This is a genomic window from Brevundimonas sp. (assembly GCF_036400995.1).
In the GTDB taxonomy this organism is placed as follows: domain Bacteria; phylum Pseudomonadota; class Alphaproteobacteria; order Caulobacterales; family Caulobacteraceae; genus Brevundimonas.
In genome coordinates this window covers 1-16,820 of sequence record NZ_DASWWG010000053.1, presented here as the reverse complement: position 1 = coordinate 16,820, position 16,820 = coordinate 1, and the positions used below count along the sequence as shown (strand labels likewise).

Sequence of the window (16,820 nt, the reverse complement as noted above, 5' to 3'; positions counted from 1 at the left end):
GTTCAGGCGCCTTCCATCATTTCGGCGTTGTTCTTTCCGGGCGGGACCAGCGGCCACACGTTTTCCCGGGGGTCGATGATCACGTGCGCGAGGCAGGGGCCGTCGGCGGCCAGCAGGCGGGCGATCCCGGCCTGCACCTCCTCGCGTCGGCTAATTCGGAAGGCCTCGATGCCGAAGGCCTCGGCGACCTTCACGAAGTCCGGATTGTCGGACAGGTCGATCTCCGAGTAGTTGCCGTCGAAGAACAGCTCCTGCCACTGGCGGACCAGGCCCAGGGAGCTGTTGTCCAGCAGCAGGACCTTCACCGCGACGCCGTAACGACGCAGGGTGGCCAGCTCCTGCACGTTCATCATGAAGCCGCCGTCGCCGGCGATGACGACGACCGCGGCGTCCGGGTCGGACAGCTTGGCGCCGATGCCGGCGGGCAGGCCGAAGCCCATGGCGCCCAGACCGCCCGAGGTGATGTGAGCCTCCGGGCTGGCGAAGCGGCAGTGCTGGGCGGCCCACATCTGGTGCTGGCCGACGTCGCAGGCGGCGACGAAGCTGTCGCCTGCGGCTTCCGACACGGCCTTCAGCAGGGCCGGGGCGTAGACGCCTTCGCCCGGGGCGTCATAGCGGAAGGCGGTGCGCTGGACCCGGCTGGCGCAGTGGATCATCCACGGATCGATGGCCGGGCCACGACCGGCCAGACGGGCGGTCAGGGCCTCGACGCCCGGCGCCAGTTCGCCCGCGACCGGGATCCAGGTCTCGCGCAGCTTGCCGATCTCGGACGCGTCGATGTCGAAATGGATGACGCGGGCGTGGGGGGCGAACTCGGCCAGCTTGCCGGTGGCGCGGTCGTCGAAACGGGCTCCGAAGACGATCAGCAGATCGGCCTCCTGAACCGCCTCATTGGCCGCGCGGGTGCCGTGCATGCCCAGCATGCCCTGGAAGCCGGGGGCGTCGGTGGGGATCGTGCCCAGGGCGTTCAGGGTGGCGACCGAGGGGATGCCGGTGGCCTCGGCGAAGGCGCGGACCTGTTCCGTGGCGCGGCCGATCTTCACCCCACCGCCGACGTAGATCAGCGGGCGTTGCGCGGTGCGGATGGCCTCGGCCGCCGCCGCGATGGCGTCGTGGTCGACGGGCTCGACGGCGTTCGGATAGTGGAAGCCGAAGTCCTCGGTCGTCTGGCCGACCTGGACGTCCTTGGGCAGGTCGATCAGGACCGGGCCGGGGCGGCCCGAGGCGGCGATGTGGAAGGCTTCCTCGACGGCGGCGGGAACGTCGGCCGGATCGCGGACCAGGATCGAGTGCTTCACGATCGGCAGGGTGACGCCCAGGATGTCGATCTCCTGGAAGGCGTCGGTGCCCATCACGCCCTGGGCGACGTTGCCGGTGATGCAGACCATCGGGATGGAATCCATCATCGCATTGGCGATGCCGGTGATCAGGTTGGTGGCGCCGGGTCCGGAGGTGGCCATGCAGACCCCGACCCGGCCGCTGCGGCGCGCATAGGCGTCGGCGGCGAAGGCGGCGGCCTGTTCGTGGCGGACCAGGATGTGGCGCAGCTTCGATCCGGCCAGGGCGTCATAGACGGGCATGATCGCGCCGCCCGGATAGCCGAACACGACCTCCACCCCCAGCCGCTCCAGGGTGGAGACGAGCAGGCGGGCGCCGCTGCGGGGAGCGGTTTCGGGCGCGGTCATGCGGGCGGCGGAGGCGGTCATGGGTCAGGCGGCTTCCGATTTCGGGGCGTTCAGCCAGGCCATGCGTTCGCGCAGCTTGGCGCCGGTCTGCTCGATCGGCTGTTCGCCGTCGGCCTTGACCCAGGCGTCGTAGCGGGGCTTGCCCGCCTCGTTCTCGGCGATCCATTCGCGGGCGAACTGGCCCGACTGGATCTCGTCCAGGATGGTCTTCATCCGGGCGCGGGTCTCGTCTGTGATGACGCGCGGGCCGGACTTGACCGAGCCCCACTTGGCCGTCTCCGAGATGAACTCGTTCATCTTGGTGATGCCGCCCTCGTAGAACAGGTCCACGATCAGCTTCAGCTCGTGCATACACTCGAAGTAGGCGATCTCGGGCTGGTAGCCGGCCTCGACCAGGGTGTTGAAGCCGGACATGACCAGCTCCTTGGCGCCGCCGCACAGGACGGCCTGTTCGCCGAACAGGTCGGTCTCGGTCTCCTCGCGGAAGGTGGTCTCGATCAGGCCGCCGGTCGCGCCGCCGTTGCCCTTGGCGTAGCCCATGGCGCGGTCGCGGGCCTTGCCGGTCGCGTCCTTCTCGATGGCGAACAGGGAGGGGACGCCCCGCCCACGCTGGTACTCGCGACGGACCAGGTCGCCCGGGCCCTTGGGGGCGACCAGGATGACGTCCATGTCCTCGCGCGGCGTGATGCGGCCGTAGATGATCGAGAAGCCGTGGGCGAACAGGATGGCCGAGCCCGGCTTGGCGTTGGGCTCGATGATGTCGCGATAGACCTCGGCCTGGATCATGTCCGGGGTCAGGATGGCGATGATGTCCGCGCCCTTGACCGCTTCGGCGGGCTCGGCGGTCGGGACGCCGTCGGCGGTGGCGTGCTTCCAGCCCTTGCCGCCGTGACGGACGCCCGCGACGACGTCGTGGCCGGAGTCCTTCAGGTTCTGGGCGTGGGCCCGGCCCTGGGAGCCGTAGCCGATGATGGCGATGCGCTGGCCGGCGATGGCGCCGGGGCGAATATCGTCATTGGTGTAGATGGTGATGGCCATGGGTCAGGCGTCCTCTCGGGCGGCGTTGGTTTCGGTCTCGGCGGGACGCTGGACCGGGGGCGGGTTGGGAATGGTCACGGCGCCCTGGGCGGCCGAGGCCACCGCGGCGCGGTATTTGGCGAAGACCCCGTGCGCCGGGCGGATCGATCGGGGGGCGAAGTCCGCCCGGCGCTTCGCCAGATCGACGCCGATGACGTCGATGCGGCGGTGGGTGACGTCGATGGCGACGCGGTCGCCATCGCGGATCAGGGCGATGGGGCCGCCGACGGCGGCCTCGGGCGAAACGTGGCCGGCGACGAAGCCGTAGCTGGCGCCCGAGAAGCGGCCGTCGGTGATCAGGGCGACGTTGTGGACGCCGCGGCCCTTCAGGGCGGCGGTGACCTGCAGCATCTCGCGCATGCCGGGGCCGCCCTTGGGCCCTTCGTAGCGGATGACGATGACGTCGCCTTCGCCGACCGAGCCGTCCTGGACGGCGTGGAAGGCGTCTTCCTCGCTGTCGAAGACGCAGGCCGGCCCCTCGAAGCGGTCGACCTTGTGGCCGGTCAGCTTGATGACCGCGCCGTCGGGGGCGACGTCGCCGTAGATGACGGCGAAGCTGCCGCGATCCATGACCGGGGCCTCGAAGGTGGTGACGACCTGCTGGCCCGGGGTCTCCTCGGCCTCGGCGGCCTCGGTGAACAGGCTGCGGCCCGAGACGGTCGGGGTGTTGGTGATCTTGCCCGCCTGCGCCAGACGCTGGGTGACCAGACGGGTGCCGCCCGCCGCGAACAGGTGCGAGGCCAGGAAGCGGCCGCCCGGCTTCAGGTCGCAGATGACCGGGGCGTCGACGCAGGCCTGGTGGCAGTCCTCGACGCCGAACTCGACCCCCGCCTCGGCGGCGATGGCGGTCAGGTGCATGACCGCGTTGGTCGAGCCGCCCGAGGCCGAGACGGCGACGGCGGCGTTGCGCAGCGAGGCGCGGGTGATGAATTTCCTGGCGCTGTCGCCCGCGAAGACGCGCTCGACGATCAGGCGGCCGCAGCGTTCGCCCTCGGCGCCCTTGGCCGGATCGACGGCGGGGACGTCGTTGGCGCCCATGGGCGACAGGCCCATGACCGACAGGGCCATGGCCATGGTGTTGGCGGTGAACTGGCCGCCGCAGGCGCCGGCGCCGGGGCAGACCGCCGTCTCCACCGCCTTCAGGCCGACGTCATCCAGGGCTCCGGCGGCGTGGGCGCCGATGGCCTCGAAGATCTCCTGAACCGAGACCTCCTTCTGGCCGATGGTCCCCGGCATGATGGTGCCGCCGTAGTAGACCAGCCCGGGGATATCCATGCGGGCCAGGGCCATGGCGGCGGCCGGGATGGTCTTGTCGCAGCCGACGATGCAGATGACGCCGTCCAGCTGGTGGCCCTCGACGGCCAGTTCGATGCTGTCGGCGACGACCTCGCGGCTGATCAGCGAGGCCTTCATGCCGGGCGTGCCCATCGAGATGCCGTCGGTGACGACGATGGTGTTGAAGTCGACCGGATAGCCGCCCGCGGCGATGATCCCGGCGCGCACGTCGGCGGCCAGACGGTCCAGGTGCATGTTGCACGGCGTGACCGAGGACCAGGTGTTGACCACCGCGATCATCGGCTTGTCGAAGTCGGCGTCCTGCATGCCGGCGGCGCGCAGATAGCTGCGGGCCGCGGCGCGGTTCGGACCGGCCGTGACGGCGCGGCTTCTCGCGTTCGGCGGTCGGTCGTTCGGGGTGAAATCTTGCGTCATTGCGAAGGGTCGTTCCGGAGGGTCCCGGATCGCGCGCAACAAAAAACCCGCTTCCTGTGTGGAAGCGGGTGGCTGCGGGCGATCCTGATGTTGCGTTAGGTCAGGTCGCGTGCGTCCACGCCGCTCCGGTAAGGAGGACGAGAATTACCGAAAGAATAAGGGTGTTCAGGGCCAGTTCGACCGACGGCGCGCGCACGGCCGCAATCGCCTTGGCGGCGATCTTGCGGTCAGCGATGTGGGCGCGGTGAGTCACGGGGGCTCCTGAAGAACAGACTCAGGAAACCATGACCTGCTGCATCGCACAAGGCGGATGAGCAAAAATATTGCGGAAGGGGGCTGCCGGGTGCCTCTCGGGGCAGGATTTCACCGCGGTGAATTTCGCGCTTCCGGGCCCGGAAGCGGGCGGCGAAAACGCCGCCCTTTCAAAATCTTGCCGGGACGACCGACGACCGTCAGAGACCGAGCGCGATGCGGTAGCTGGGATGGACGATGTCGGCATGGTCGGCGGGGTGTTTTTGCAGGTAGCCGGCGAAGAACGGGCAGGTCGGAAGCACCAGGAGACCGCGCTCGCGAATGTCGGCGAGCACATGTTTCGCCATGCGGCTGGCGATGCCGCGCCCCTCGAGGGGGACCGGAACGAGGGTCTCGGTGATCAGCAGGCCGCCGCCGACCTCGTTGTACATGACCACCGCCGTCTGGCCGTCGACGGTCAGCTCGTAGCGATGGGTTTCGCGGTTGTCGTGGATGTCGGGATCGAGGGGCATCGGGGCTCTCTTCAGCTGGAGGGGGCGATCAGGTGGCGGACGCGCGGGGGCGTTTCGCCGATGTGGAAGCGACGGATCTGGTCCTGGGTCAGGCGGTCGTCGTGGGTGATGCGTTCGTGCTGGCGCAGGTGTTCCAGCCAGCTGGGCACGACGAAGCTCTCGATCACCAGGCCGGGGTCGGCGGCGTCCTCGAAGACGTTCCAGAGCAGGGCGCCGTCGCGCTTGCGGACGGCCCTGAAGGGCTGGATGGCCTTGATGAAGTCGGGGACCTGTCCCGGCTCGATCCGGTATTCGATCAGGATCATCACCGGGCCCCGGTCGGCCTCGGGCTGGCCGGCGACGGCAGGCTCGGCCCAGTGTCCCGACGGCGTCAGGTCCATGGTCCCCGCGGCGGGCAGGCGGAAGCGCAGGCCGGTGGCGGTGGCCAGCCCGAGGGCGATCCCGGCCACGGTCAGGGCGGTGGCGATGTCGGTGCGCGAGGCCAAGGCGCCCCAGACCAGACTGCCCAGCGTCATCGCCCCCTGGAAGACCAGCAGGTAGATGGCGAGCGCGCGGGCCTTGACCCACGACGGCACGGCCATCTGGGCGGCGACGTTCAGGCCGGACAGCATGGTGATCCAGGCCAGACCGGCCAGAACCATGATCCCGCCCGCGATCCAGGCGTTCCCGGCGTGGGCCAGGGCCAGGGTGGCGACGGCGAACAGCAGGGAGGCGGCGAGGGACAGGTGGTTGGCGCTGACCCGCTTGCGCACCTTCGCCAGCGCCAGGGCGCCCAGCACCGCGCCGAACCCCATGGCGCCGAGAAGGGCGCCGTAGCCGGCGGCGTCCAGGCCCAGCTCGCGTCGCCCGACCAGCGGCAGGAGGGCCCACAGGGCGCTGGAGAACAGGAAGAAGGCGACGGCGCGCAGCAAGACCAGTTGCAGGGCGGGGGCGTGGCGGGCGTAGCGGTAGCCGGCGCGCAGGGCGCCGAGGAAATGCTCGGGCGGGAGCGCGCCGGTCGTCGGCTGCCGCTTCCAGGCGAACAGGACGCCGAGCACCGCCAGGATCGAGACCGCGTTCAGTGCATAGACGGCGGTCGGACCGGCCATGGCGACAATGACGCCGCCCAGCGCGGGGCCGATGGCGCGGGCGATGTTGACGCCCAGGCTGTTCAGGGCGACGGCGTCGGCCAAGGCGGGCCTTTCGACCAGTTCGGGCACGATGGCCTGGAAGGCGGGGGCGCTGAGCGCCGCGCCCAGTCCCATCACCGCCGTCAACGCCAGCAGGATCAGCGGGGTGGTCAGGCCCAGCGCCGTGGTGGTCGCCAGCGCCGCGGCCCCGATCAGGATCAGGACCTGCGAGGCCAACAGCAGCTTGCGTCGGTCCACCACGTCCGCCAGCGCCCCGCCGGGCAGGGCGAACAGGAACATCGGCAGGGTGGTCGCCGCCTGCACCATCGCCACCCACAGCGGACTGGGGGAGAGGGAGGTCATCAGCCAGGACGACCCCACGTCGTTCATCCATGTCCCGACGTTCGAGACGATGGTGGCGATCCACAGGGCGCGGAACAGGGGCGTGGCCAGCGGCGCCCGGGGGGCGGCCTGCGGCGCCGTTTCGGCGATCATGCTCACACCGCCCAGCAGGCGCAGCCGAGGGCGCCCCAGAACGATTTCGCATCCGACGTCGGCGCCGACAGGCGAGCGGTGGCGGCGTGGTCGTGGCCATGGACGCCACAGGCGGTGGCGCAGCCGCAGCCGGCGGCGATGCTGGCGAAGAAGCCGCTGCGCGCCTGAGCCTTGGTCGTGTGATAGCCGCCGAAGGTGCGGACCGGCGACCAGTCCGGCGTCGGCGGCGGGATCGGCGGCGCCTCGCGGCTGAAGTCGCCGGAGCCCCAGACGACCTTGCCGCCCAGCAGGGTCAGGTCGGATTCGATGTGCACGATCTGATCCTCGGCGACCGAGAAATAGTCGCGGTCCAGCGCCACCAGATCGGCCAGCCGGCCGACGGCGATGACGCCCTTCCTGCCTTCCTCGTTGGAGAACCAGGTGTTGGCCTCGGTCCACAGACGCAGGGCGGTTTCGCGGTCCTGACGCTGGGCCGCCGGATACATGCGCAGGCCGCCCAGGCTCTTGCCCGTGACCAGCCAGCTGAGCGAGACCCACGGATTGTAGGAGGCGACCCGGGTGGCGTCGGTGCCCGCGCCGACCGGCACGCCGGAGGCCAGCATGCGGGAAATCGGCGGGGTGTTCGCCATGGCCTCGACGCCGTAGCGCTCGGCGAAGTCCTCGGCCTGGTACATCATGCGGTGCTGGACGGCGATGCCGCCGCCGAGCGCGGCGATGCGGTCGATGTTCCTTTGGCTGACGGTTTCGGCGTGGTCGAAGAACCAGTGCAGGCCGTCAAAGGGCTGGTCCCGGTTGACCGTCTCGAAGACGTCCAGCGCCCGCGAGATGGTCTCGTCATAGGTGGCGTGCATCCGCCAGGGCCAGCGCTGCTCGACCAGCTGGCGCACCACGGGCTCCAGATCGCCTTCCATGTTCGGTGGCATGTCGGGGCGCGGCTGGCGGAAGTCCTCGAAGTCGGCGGCGGAATAGACCAGCATCTCGCCGGCGCCGTTGTGCCGGTAGAAGTCGTCGCCCTGTCCGGGCCGCACGCTGGCGCCCCACGACCGGAAATCCGCCAGCTCCTCGCGCGGGCGCTGGGTGAACAGGTTGTAGGCCAGGCGGACGGTCAGCTGGCCGTCCTCATGCAGCTTCTCGATGATCTGGTAGTCGTCCGGGTAGTTCTGGAAGCCGCCGCCCGCGTCGATGACGCTGGTCACGCCCAGCCGGTTCAGCTCGCGCATGAAGTGGCGGGTGGAGTTGAGCTGGTATTCCTCGGGCAGCTTCGGCCCCTTGGCCAGGGTCGAATAGAGGATCATCGCATTGGGCTGGGCGATCAGCATGCCGGTCGGTTCGCCGGACGGGTCGCGCTGGATCTCGCCGCCGGGCGGGTTGGGCGTGTCCTTCGTATAGCCGACGGCGCGCAGGGCGGCGCGGTTCAGCAGGGCGCGGTCGTACAGGTGCAGGATGAAGACCGGGGTGTCCGGGGCGGCGGCGTTGATCTCGTCCAGCGTCGGCAGGCGCTTCTCGACGAACTGGTGGCGGGTGAAGCCGCCGACGACGCGCACCCACTGGGGCGGCGGGGTGTTCTCGGCCTGTCTGCGCAGCATGGCCATGGCGTCGGCCAGGGTCGGGACGCCGTCCCAGCGCAGCTCCATGTTGTAGTTCAGCCCGCCGCGGATGACGTGGGTGTGGCTGTCGATCAGGCCCGGGACGACGCGACGGCCGCCCAGGTCGATGATCTTCGTGTCCGGTCCGGCGGTGGGAATGATCTCGCGGGCCGAGCCGACGGCGGAGAAGACGCCGCCCTTCACCGCCACGGCGTCGGCGTCGGGGTTCGCGCGGTCCAGGGTGGTGAAGCGGCCGCCGTGCAGGATCAGGTCGGGGGCGTCGGTCATCGGGAAGCTCCGGGCGAAGGCGGCGGGGGCGGCGCCCAGTCCGCTCAGGGTGAGGGCGCCGAGGGTGGTCAGGGTGGTGCGTCGCGTCGGGCTCATCGGACCGACGTGTCCGGGGTGGGCGCATCCGGCGCGGGCGCGGCGACCGCGGGCGGAGGACTGAGCCGGTGGCGGACGTACTGCACGCCCTGCTCGCCCAGCAGGATGCCCAGCAGCCCGAGCAGGGCGATGTAGGGCGGGGCCGGGGACCGGACGTTCAGCAGGCCGTAGATGAGTCCGACCAGCAGGCCGACGGCGAGGGCGATGACGAAGGGTTTCATGACGCGGTCTCCGGTGAGAGGGGACGACGGCCGGTCGTCATCGACCGGCCGCCCTACTGGTCAGCCTTCGCGGGCGTGTTCGCCCAGCATGGCCCGCGCGTACTGCAGGCCGACGCCATAGGCTCCACCGAACTTCACCGCGGCGCCAGTAGTCGATTCGTATGTATCGCCACGCGCCCAGTCCCGTTGCAGCTCCAGCAGGTACTGGATCGAGGTCATCGGGCGGGCGCCCGCCTGGATCATGCGCTGGACGGCGCGCTCATGGGCCTCGTCGGAGACGTCGCCCGAGGCGTCGGTGATGACGAAGACCTCGAAGCCCTGGTCGAGCGCCGACAGGACCGGGCCGACGATGCAGACCGAGGTCCACAGGCCGGCGATGACGATCCGCGACTTGCCCGCGCGGTTCACCGCGTCGGTGATCTGGGAATCCTCCCAGGCGTTCATCGTGGTGCGGTCGTAGATGGTCGCATCGGGGAAGGCGTCGGTGATCTCGCTGAAGATCGGGCCCGAGAAGCTCTTCTCCGCGACCGTGGTCAGAATGGTCGGGACCTTGAAGTCGCGGGCCGCGGTCGAGACCAGGGCCGTGTTGTTGCGCAGGGTGGCGACGTCGATCGAGGCGGTGGCGAAGGCCATCTGGGACTGGTGATCGACCAGGATCAGGGTGTGGTCGGTCGGGGTCAGGAGGCTCTTGCCGGCGACGGGGGTGGCGGTGACGGTCATTGTGAAAATCCTCTGGCGTGCCGCTGGGCGGCGTTTCGATGAGAGGACTTTGCGCCGGGATCTCAGGCGCCGAAATGGAAACTGTTAAAACTCAAGGTTTCCGATTGTGCTAGTTTGAAGCGCGCAGACGGCCGCCCGTGTCGCCGGTCGCGGGACCGCCGGGAACCGGGGATGAACGGGTTCGCGAGCGCCCCGGAGGGCGGTTCGTCAGAGTGTTCGGTTCAGTGGCTGTGGCCCTGGGGCCGGTGGCGGAGAGGGGGGGATTCGAACCCCCGGTACGCTTTCACGCACGCCGCATTTCGAGTGCGGTACATTCAACCACTCTGCCACCTCTCCGCGGGGCCGAACGTTCATTGGTCGAACGAGAGCGGCTTCTCTAATGGGGGAGGCCGTGCGCCGCAAGCGGGGATTTCAGGAAAATCGTCAGCGTAGGGCGGGAAGCGGCAAACCCAGCGCCTCGCCGGTCGACAGGTCGCCCGCGGCGACCCTGAAAAGCTCGGCCGGGCGGCCTCCGGTGGCGGCGGACAGGCGGCCCGTGGCCTCGACCAGACCGGTGCGCTCGACCCCGCGGCGGAAGTTCTGCTTGTGCAGCGACAGGCCCGCCACGGCCTCGGCGGCGGCCTGCAGGCCGGACAGGGTGAAGGTCTCGGGCATCAGGTCGAACAGGACCGGTCGGTACTTCAGCTTGCTGCGCAGGCGGCCCAGGCCGGTGGCCAGGATGCGGCGGTGGTCGGAGGCCATCGGCAGGCCGGGGGCGTGGGGCGGCGGAGCCTTGTCCTGATCGCGGGCGGCCTCGGCGACCAGACCGGCCTCGTAGAGCAGCTCGTACCGCTCCAGCACCTGGCCCTCGTTCCAGCGCTGGCCGGGGGCGGCGGCGAACAGGGCGTCGATGCGGGCGATGCGGCGGGCGTCGCCGTCGGCCCAGGCGCGCAGGCCGTCCAGCAAGGCGGCCAGGCAGGCGGCGGCGCCCTCGCGACGATCCTCCCACGGGAAGAAGTCGAGCACCGGCGTCCAGCGGGCCTCGGCGAGCGACGGATCGTCGGCGGCGTCGGTCAGGGCCAGATAGCCGACCGAGACCTCGCGGTGGTGTTCGGGGCCCGGCGTGGCGCGGGGGCTGGCCCGGCCGAGGTCGCCGAAGGTGTAGAGCTGTTCGACGAAGCCGAGGCGGAAACCGGTCTGGGCCGTCACGAAGGCGCGCAGGGCCAGTTCGAAGGTGCGGTCCCGGGCCGGATCGAAGGAGCCGAAGGGGAGGGCGGCGGAGCCGTCGTCGCCCGTCGTGGTCAGGACGCAGGCCTTGCCGTCCCGAAGCGCGATGACGACGGCCGACAGGCCGATGCGGACCCCCTGTTCGCCCATGACTATTCGGTGTGCCAGGCGTCGGGGGCCGAGATCAGGCCGACGGCCTCGGCCAGCACGCGGTAGCGCTCGAGATAGCGCTGCTGGGCGACCGGGGCGGGGAGGGGCTCGATAAGCAGGTCGTAGCCCGCCGGCGGGGCGCCGAAGATCTGCAGGCTTTCGGTCTTGTTGAAGCCAGCCAGCTGGGTGGCCTCGAAGAAGGCGCAGGCGCGGTCGGCCTTCTTGATCAGGGTCTTGATGGCCACCGGGTTCTTGGGCGGCAGGCCGAAGCGGACGTGGATGGCGCTCTCCAGCCGGGCCTCGAAGGCCTTGTAGTTCACGCCCAGCGCGGCCTTGAACGGCGAGATCATGTCGCCGATCACATATTCGGAGGCGTCATGCAGCAGGGCGGCCAGGCGCCATTTCGGCTCGAGGCCGGGCTTGATGTAGGCGGCGATCTCCTCGACCACGCAGGAGTGCTGGGCGACCGAGAAGGCGTGCTCGCCGAGGGTCTGGCCGTTCCAGCGGGCCACGCGGGCCAGGCCGTGGGCGATGTCCTCGATCTCGATGTCGAACGGCGACGGGTCCAGCAGGTCCAGTCGACGACCGGACAGCATGCGCTGCCAGGCGCGGGGCGCTTTGGACGAGGATCGGGGTGCGGAGGCCAAGACGTAATCCAGTTCAGTCGGCTGGACGTGGTGGAGCATCAGGGCGGCGCGATCAAGGGCGCCGCGGCCTCATTCTCCCGGCTTATTCACCGACATTGAGCGTCACCAGGTCCTTGGCGTCGTCCAGAACGCGCCCGGTGTTGCGGTCGCGCGAACGGATGGTGGCGACCACCAGCGGGCCGCCGACGGGGCCGCGGGCCTCATAGCCCACCCGGCGCCAGCCCTCGGCGGAGGGGCGGCTGTCGCTGAGCATCCAGCTGGCGCGGGTGGCGTCGCCGGAGGCCACGGCGCGGACCTCGGCGGCGTCGTCGCGGGCGCGGATGCTGACGTTGTCGTCGTCGGTCGAGCCCTCGACATTGACCGCGCCGGAGTTGTCGTTGGCGTCGATGTGCAGGCCGCCGATCTGGACGCTGGCCTGATCGCCCTTGGTCTCGATCCGCATGCCGGGCAGGCGGACGCTGGCGTCCTCGCCGTCGGCGTCCACCGACATGCCCGGCGCGCGGACGGAGGCCTGGTCGCCCGAGGCGTCGCTGCGGGCGGTGGCGGTCACCTGGGCGGCGTCGCCGGCGGCGTTGCGCAACCCGGCGACGGCCTGGGGCAGGGAGGCGGACAGCCGCTCCTCGAAGCCCTTCAGCACCTGGGCCGGGGTCTTGCCGTCCAGCGAGACCATCTGAAGCGTCACCTCGGTCCCCTTGGGGCCCACATAGGTGCAGACGCGGCCCTCGTTCGAGGCCGAGCCCTTGCGGGTCAGGGAGCCCATGGTCTGCGGGCATTGCAGGGTGTCGACGACCTTCAGCACGCCCTTGGAGTCATTGTCCTCGGTGTGGGTCGAGGTGATGTGCACGCCCCGGTCGCCGTCGCAGCCGGCCAGGGCGGCGGCGACGCAGAGCGCGGGAATGATGAAGGGGCGCAGCGGCATGGTCCGGGTCCTCAAGTCACTGACATCCTGCGCGCAACAGCCGGTGAATCCAGTGAAATCGCGGTAACAGGCGTGACGAAACCCGACCGAAGACGTGGCGGCGCGGGCACGGCCCGGCCGATGCGCTGAGGCATCCCGCATGATTCATCGACGTCCCCCCGGACCCTGTGCGGCCAGACTGCACATATTCGCGCGCGGCGTCACCCCGATGCCCGCCCGCGGTCGTCAGCCGCCCGGACGGCCGCCTTCACGGCGGTTCAGGAAGGCGAGGCGTTCGAACAGGTGGACGTCCTGTTCGTTCTTCAGCAGGGCGCCGTGCAGCGGCGGGATCAGCTTGTTCGGCGACTTCTCGCGCAGGGTCTCGGCATCGATATCCTCGACCATCAGCAGCTTGAGCCAGTCGAGCAGTTCCGAGGTCGAGGGCTTCTTCTTCAGGCCCGGCGTGTCACGGATCTCGTAGAAGGTCTTCAGCGCCTCGGAGACCAGACGCGGCTTGATGCCGGGGAAGTGGACCTCGACGATGTCCTTCATCGTCTCGGCGTCCGGGAAGCGGATGTAGTGGAAGAAGCAGCGGCGCAGGAAGGCGTCCGGCAGTTCCTTCTCGTTGTTCGAGGTGATGACGACCACGGGGCGGACCTCGGCGCGGATCGTCTCGTCGATCTCCTGGACGTAGAACTCCATCCGGTCGAGTTCCTGCAGCAGGTCATTGGGGAACTCGATGTCGGCCTTGTCGATCTCGTCGATCAGCAGGACGGGGCGGACCGGAGAGGTGAAGGCCTCCCACAGCTTGCCCTTCTTCAGATAGTTGCGGACGTCGTGGACCTTCTCCTCGCCCAGCTGGGAGTCCCGCAGGCGGGAGACGGCGTCGTACTCGTACAGGCCGTTGTGGGCCTTCGTGGTCGACTTGACGTGCCAGGTGATCAGGGGCGCGTTCAGGGCGCGGGCCATCTCATAGGCCAGCACCGTCTTGCCGGTGCCCGGCTCGCCCTTGATCAGCAGGGGGCGCTCCAGCGCCACGGCGGCGTTGACCGCGATCTTCAGGTCGTCGGTGGCGATATAGTTCGACGTGCCTTCAAAGCGGGACATGACGGCTCCTGCGTAGTGCCAGCGTACTGAAAGAAAACGCCTAGCGAAGGCGGGGGCGGTTAACAACGATCATGTTGGGGGAGGGGGCGTCCGGGGTGTGGGGCGCCGAAAAGTGCACTCCGCAAAAAATGGAGTGCACATTGTGCACTTTTTCCCGTGAGACGGGGTGCGTGGGGGGCGGTTCAACTCCGGGGGAGGGCGTCGGGGCGCAAGGCCGGGATCGGGCGCGAGGCGCCGCGATGAGATTCGTGTGTGGCGGAGTCAGCGTGCGCTCAACCCGGAGGGAGCATTACGGACCGCGATGTCAAAGACCGGGGCGCAGTCTGGCATGCCGATGCGTCAGATTTGGTCGTGTGGTCGCCGGCTCACCTCTCCATCGCCCCTCCAAGGCGATGGGGAGGACAGATCGCGCCAGCGATCAGGAGGGGGCGGCGCAGGCGGTGGGCAGCCAGCCGCCGATGCCGGTGTTTGAGGTGTCTCCTGCCGATACCGAGCCGCCCTCACCTGACCGTCGCTCACGCGCCGGTCTGTCCTCTCCATTCGCTTGAGGGCGAATGGAGAGGTGATGGTGTGCGGCTGCCTACCCGCCCCGGCGGATCAGCTCGTCGGCCAGGTCGGCGGTCAGGTAGCCGTCGGCGAGGCGGCCGTTGGCGATCTGCCAGCGGCGCAGGGCCGCGCGGGTGTTGGCGCCGATGACGCCGTCGACGCCGCGGGTGTCATAGCCGAGCGCGGTCAGGGCGCGCTGGGCGCCGATGCGCTGGTCGCGCGACAGGGGGGCGTCGTTCGGCCAGGCCTTGCTGAGTGCGGGCTTGCCCTGGATGCCGTCGGCGGTCAGGCCGATGGCGAGGGCATAGCTGACCGAGTTGTTGTAGGCGCGGATCACATAATGGTTCGGCAGGGCCAGGAAGGCCGGGCCGCGCGCGCCCTGGGGCAGGAGGATGGTGGCTTCCTCGGCCGCCTCGGCGGCGTTGGGCTGGCCGCCGCCGGCGAGGGTGACGCCCTTCGACGCCCAGTAACGCCAGTTGTGCCGGTCGCCCTCGGCCTCGGCGTAGTCGAAGCCGGCGGGCAGGACGACCTCGTAGCCCCAGGTCTGGCCGCGCTTCCAGCCGGCCTGGGCCAGCAGGTTGGCGGCCGAGGCGAGGGCGTCGGCGTCGTCGCCCCAGATGTCGACGATGCCGTCGTTGTCCTGGTCGACGCCCAGACGCAGGTAGTTGTCCGGCATGAACTGGGTCTGGCCCATGGCGCCGGCCCAGCTGCCCTTCAGGCCCGCGCGGGAGCGGCGGCCGTCGACGACGATGTCGAGGGCGTTCTTCAGCTGTCCTTCGGCCCAGTCGCGGCGGCGGCCGTCGAAGGCCAGGGTGGCCAGCGAGCGGATGACGTCATAGTCGCCCTGGACCTGACCGAAGGCGGATTCCTGGGCCCAGATGCCGACGAGGATCTCGGACGGGACGCCGAACCGCTGGACGACATCCCACGGCACGCGGTCGATCCGCTGGCGCGCCTGGGCGATGCGCGTCGGGGTGACGGCGTTCTGGACATAGGCGCCGGCGGGGCGGCTGAACTCGGGCTGGTTGCGGTCCAGACGGACGACCGAGGGGTCGGGGGTCAGGCCCGCGAGCTCGCGCTCGTACTGGGCGCGGCGGACGCCGCCGTGGCGGGCGAGGAAGCCCTGCTTCCAGCCCTCGAAGCCCGCCTGGTCGACCACGGGCGCGGCCGGTTGCTCGGGCGTCGGCGTCGGGGCGGGGGCCGGCTGTTCGGGCGCGACAGGCGTCGGGGCGACCGGCGGCGCTTCCGGCAGCATGGGCGCGCAGGCGGCGACGGTTCCGAGCAGGAGAAGGCGGAGGCTGATACGCATGTTCAAGAGTCTAGTGTCCCCTCGGGCCGCGCGGTCATAACAAGTGCGCGAGACGGTCCGTTCGCCATAAAGCGCCCGGATGGAGAAAGCGTTGCCGTGCGCTTCCCCATTCAACGTCATTAACCCTCTTTCTTTTTGGTCCGGTGACGGGCGCGGGCGTAGGAGGGCAGGGTCCTCTGATACGGCCTGGTGGCGGAGGGGCTACGCGGCGGAGGTGCAACTCCGCAGACCCTCCGTTCAACTCGGAGGCCAGGCCTCCAGAGATCGCGGAGCGATCTCTTGTTGTTAGGGGCGCTATCGCTTGCCGCGCGGCGGCTCGCTGCTTGAGCGCGGATTCGGCGAACTGCGGACGCAGGGTGAGATGCCCGGGAAGCGACCTCCGCCTGTTCCGTTGTTTGCGGCGATGCTCATGAGGATTGAGAGCGGAACTGCAGGGCAAGGCCAAGCTTCCGCCTTTATCCGACGTCCAGACTGGCACCCGGACAGGGAGGGCGGCTATGCGCACTATCAAGCATCCGGGTTTGGTCGGTCTTCTGGCTTTGGCCGCCGTTCTTTCCGGCGGACTGCGCGATATGGCGAGGGCGGATAGCTGGATGCCCCCGGCGCCCAAGACCTATGTGTCGGCCGGCGAGCGCTGTCGGCTCACGGTTTCTCCGCGTCAAATCCAGAACCAGCTGCGGTACTTCGAGGACAAGGTCGATGGCGTCGAGCCCGCAGGCCAGCGTACCGGCGGTCCCGAAGAAGCCCGGGGGCGGCTGGAATGTCGCGATGAGCGAGGAGGCTGGGCGCGGGTTTGGGACATGCCGCTCGTCAACGAGGTCGGTCCTGTCAGTGCGGTGGTCAGCGACGATGGCGCCTACGTCGCTACGTTCGACAATTGGCACAGCATGGGGTGGGGCGAGGATGTCGTCGCCATCTACGACCGGGAAGGACGACTGGTTCGGGCGTTCGGCCTGTCCGCGTTCCTGCCTGACGCCTATGTGAACGCACTTCCCCGATCCGTGAGCTCGATCTGGTGGAGTGGCGAGCACCGGATCGAGGCGGGCGCTCTCGTGCTCCAGGTCGTGGTTCCCTCGGAAGATCGGGATGAGCGAAGCTTCGCGGAGGTTCGGGTCGATCTGGCTTCTGGCGAGGTTGAGGCGCTCGACAGTGAACAATGGCGGCGGGCCTTGGCCGAGGGGGACCGCGTAAACGCCTTGATCCTTA

At 69.6% G+C, this 16,820-nt stretch carries 15 protein-coding genes and 1 tRNA gene; 1 reads left to right on the top strand and 15 read right to left on the bottom strand.

All coding sequences use genetic code 11. The annotated features are described in order from the left end of the window. Positions 1 to 2: 2 nt before the first annotated feature. From ilvG to VGE03_RS07210, 15 genes are all read right to left on the bottom strand, one after another. The gene (gene ilvG / locus VGE03_RS07280) at positions 3 to 1,706 is read right to left on the bottom strand and encodes an acetolactate synthase 2 catalytic subunit (protein ID WP_331045810.1); all 1,704 of its coding nucleotides are present in this window, start codon (positions 1,704 to 1,706) and stop codon (positions 3 to 5) included. A gap of 3 nt (positions 1,707 to 1,709) precedes the next feature. After that, complete coding sequence (gene ilvC, locus VGE03_RS07275; RefSeq protein WP_331045809.1) at positions 1,710 to 2,723, bottom strand: ketol-acid reductoisomerase; 1,014 nt, start codon at positions 2,721 to 2,723, stop codon at positions 1,710 to 1,712. A gap of 3 nt (positions 2,724 to 2,726) precedes the next feature. Then, positions 2,727 to 4,472, bottom strand: coding sequence for a dihydroxy-acid dehydratase (locus VGE03_RS07270; protein ID WP_331045808.1), 1,746 nt, complete (start codon positions 4,470 to 4,472; stop codon positions 2,727 to 2,729). 100 nt (positions 4,473 to 4,572) lie between these two features. Continuing rightward, entirely contained in the window at positions 4,573 to 4,725 is a 153-nt protein-coding gene (locus VGE03_RS07265; protein WP_331045807.1) for a hypothetical protein, read from the bottom strand. 199 nt (positions 4,726 to 4,924) lie between these two features. Then, a complete protein-coding gene (locus tag VGE03_RS07260; protein WP_331045806.1) occupies positions 4,925 to 5,236 on the bottom strand; it encodes a GNAT family N-acetyltransferase in 312 nt (103 codons plus the stop codon). An 11-nt stretch (positions 5,237 to 5,247) separates the two neighbouring features. Then, positions 5,248 to 6,840: an MFS transporter gene (locus tag VGE03_RS07255; protein WP_331045805.1), complete on the bottom strand. Its 1,593-nt coding sequence runs from the start codon at positions 6,838 to 6,840 to the stop codon at positions 5,248 to 5,250. 2 nt (positions 6,841 to 6,842) lie between these two features. Further along, a complete protein-coding gene (locus VGE03_RS07250; protein WP_331045804.1) occupies positions 6,843 to 8,810 on the bottom strand; it encodes an amidohydrolase in 1,968 nt (655 codons plus the stop codon). Next, the gene (locus VGE03_RS07245; RefSeq protein WP_331045803.1) at positions 8,807 to 9,031 is read right to left on the bottom strand and encodes a DUF1427 family protein; all 225 of its coding nucleotides are present in this window, start codon (positions 9,029 to 9,031) and stop codon (positions 8,807 to 8,809) included. Before VGE03_RS07245 ends, VGE03_RS07250 begins: the two co-directional genes overlap by 4 nt. Positions 9,032 to 9,091: 60 nt before the next feature. Beyond that, positions 9,092 to 9,751 (bottom strand): hydrolase, encoded by a 660-nt coding sequence (locus VGE03_RS07240; protein WP_331045802.1) that lies wholly within the window; start codon positions 9,749 to 9,751, stop codon positions 9,092 to 9,094. A 246-nt stretch (positions 9,752 to 9,997) separates the two neighbouring features. Next, positions 9,998 to 10,087: transfer RNA gene (locus tag VGE03_RS07235), tRNA-Ser, on the bottom strand. An 87-nt stretch (positions 10,088 to 10,174) separates the two neighbouring features. Next, the gene (locus VGE03_RS07230) at positions 10,175 to 11,107 is read right to left on the bottom strand and encodes an NUDIX hydrolase (RefSeq protein ID WP_331045801.1); all 933 of its coding nucleotides are present in this window, start codon (positions 11,105 to 11,107) and stop codon (positions 10,175 to 10,177) included. Positions 11,108 to 11,109: 2 nt separating this feature from the next. Then, positions 11,110 to 11,703 carry an HD family hydrolase gene (locus tag VGE03_RS07225; protein WP_331045823.1) on the bottom strand — a complete coding sequence of 198 codons (594 nt, stop codon included), beginning with the start codon at positions 11,701 to 11,703 and terminating at the stop codon, positions 11,110 to 11,112. Positions 11,704 to 11,836: 133 nt separating this feature from the next. Beyond that, entirely contained in the window at positions 11,837 to 12,673 is an 837-nt protein-coding gene (locus VGE03_RS07220; RefSeq protein WP_331045800.1) for a methyltransferase type 11, read from the bottom strand. A 225-nt stretch (positions 12,674 to 12,898) separates the two neighbouring features. Further along, the gene (locus VGE03_RS07215; RefSeq protein WP_331045799.1) at positions 12,899 to 13,759 is read right to left on the bottom strand and encodes a MoxR family ATPase; all 861 of its coding nucleotides are present in this window, start codon (positions 13,757 to 13,759) and stop codon (positions 12,899 to 12,901) included. A 580-nt stretch (positions 13,760 to 14,339) separates the two neighbouring features. After that, positions 14,340 to 15,614, bottom strand: a complete 1,275-nt coding sequence (locus tag VGE03_RS07210; protein ID WP_331045798.1) for a lytic murein transglycosylase — start codon at positions 15,612 to 15,614, stop codon at positions 14,340 to 14,342. A gap of 497 nt (positions 15,615 to 16,111) precedes the next feature. Between VGE03_RS07210 and VGE03_RS07205 the strand changes: the two genes are divergently transcribed. Next, positions 16,112 to 16,820, top strand: a 709-nt coding sequence (locus VGE03_RS07205; RefSeq protein WP_331045797.1) for a hypothetical protein, incomplete at its 3' end; no start/stop codon positions are given.

What these genes read in the sequence shown, in the direction of transcription:
- VGE03_RS07210 (WP_331045798.1), bottom strand. Translation starts at nt 15,614, where the DNA reads ATGCGTATCAGCCTCCGCCTTCTCCTGCTCGGAACCGTCGCCGCCTGC.
- VGE03_RS07250 (WP_331045804.1), bottom strand. Translation starts at nt 8,810, where the DNA reads ATGAGCCCGACGCGACGCACCACCCTGACCACCCTCGGCGCCCTCACC.
- VGE03_RS07215 (WP_331045799.1), bottom strand. Translation starts at nt 13,759, where the DNA reads ATGTCCCGCTTTGAAGGCACGTCGAACTATATCGCCACCGACGACCTG.
- VGE03_RS07230 (WP_331045801.1), bottom strand. Translation starts at nt 11,107, where the DNA reads ATGGGCGAACAGGGGGTCCGCATCGGCCTGTCGGCCGTCGTCATCGCG.
- VGE03_RS07270 (WP_331045808.1), bottom strand. Translation starts at nt 4,472, where the DNA reads ATGACGCAAGATTTCACCCCGAACGACCGACCGCCGAACGCGAGAAGC.
- ilvC (WP_331045809.1), bottom strand. Translation starts at nt 2,723, where the DNA reads ATGGCCATCACCATCTACACCAATGACGATATTCGCCCCGGCGCCATC.
- VGE03_RS07260 (WP_331045806.1), bottom strand. Translation starts at nt 5,236, where the DNA reads ATGCCCCTCGATCCCGACATCCACGACAACCGCGAAACCCATCGCTAC.
- VGE03_RS07255 (WP_331045805.1), bottom strand. Translation starts at nt 6,840, where the DNA reads ATGATCGCCGAAACGGCGCCGCAGGCCGCCCCCCGGGCGCCGCTGGCC.
- ilvG (WP_331045810.1), bottom strand. Translation starts at nt 1,706, where the DNA reads ATGACCGCCTCCGCCGCCCGCATGACCGCGCCCGAAACCGCTCCCCGC.
- VGE03_RS07240 (WP_331045802.1), bottom strand. Translation starts at nt 9,751, where the DNA reads ATGACCGTCACCGCCACCCCCGTCGCCGGCAAGAGCCTCCTGACCCCG.
- VGE03_RS07225 (WP_331045823.1), bottom strand. Translation starts at nt 11,703, where the DNA reads ATGCTGTCCGGTCGTCGACTGGACCTGCTGGACCCGTCGCCGTTCGAC.
- VGE03_RS07245 (WP_331045803.1), bottom strand. Translation starts at nt 9,031, where the DNA reads ATGAAACCCTTCGTCATCGCCCTCGCCGTCGGCCTGCTGGTCGGACTC.
- VGE03_RS07220 (WP_331045800.1), bottom strand. Translation starts at nt 12,673, where the DNA reads ATGCCGCTGCGCCCCTTCATCATTCCCGCGCTCTGCGTCGCCGCCGCC.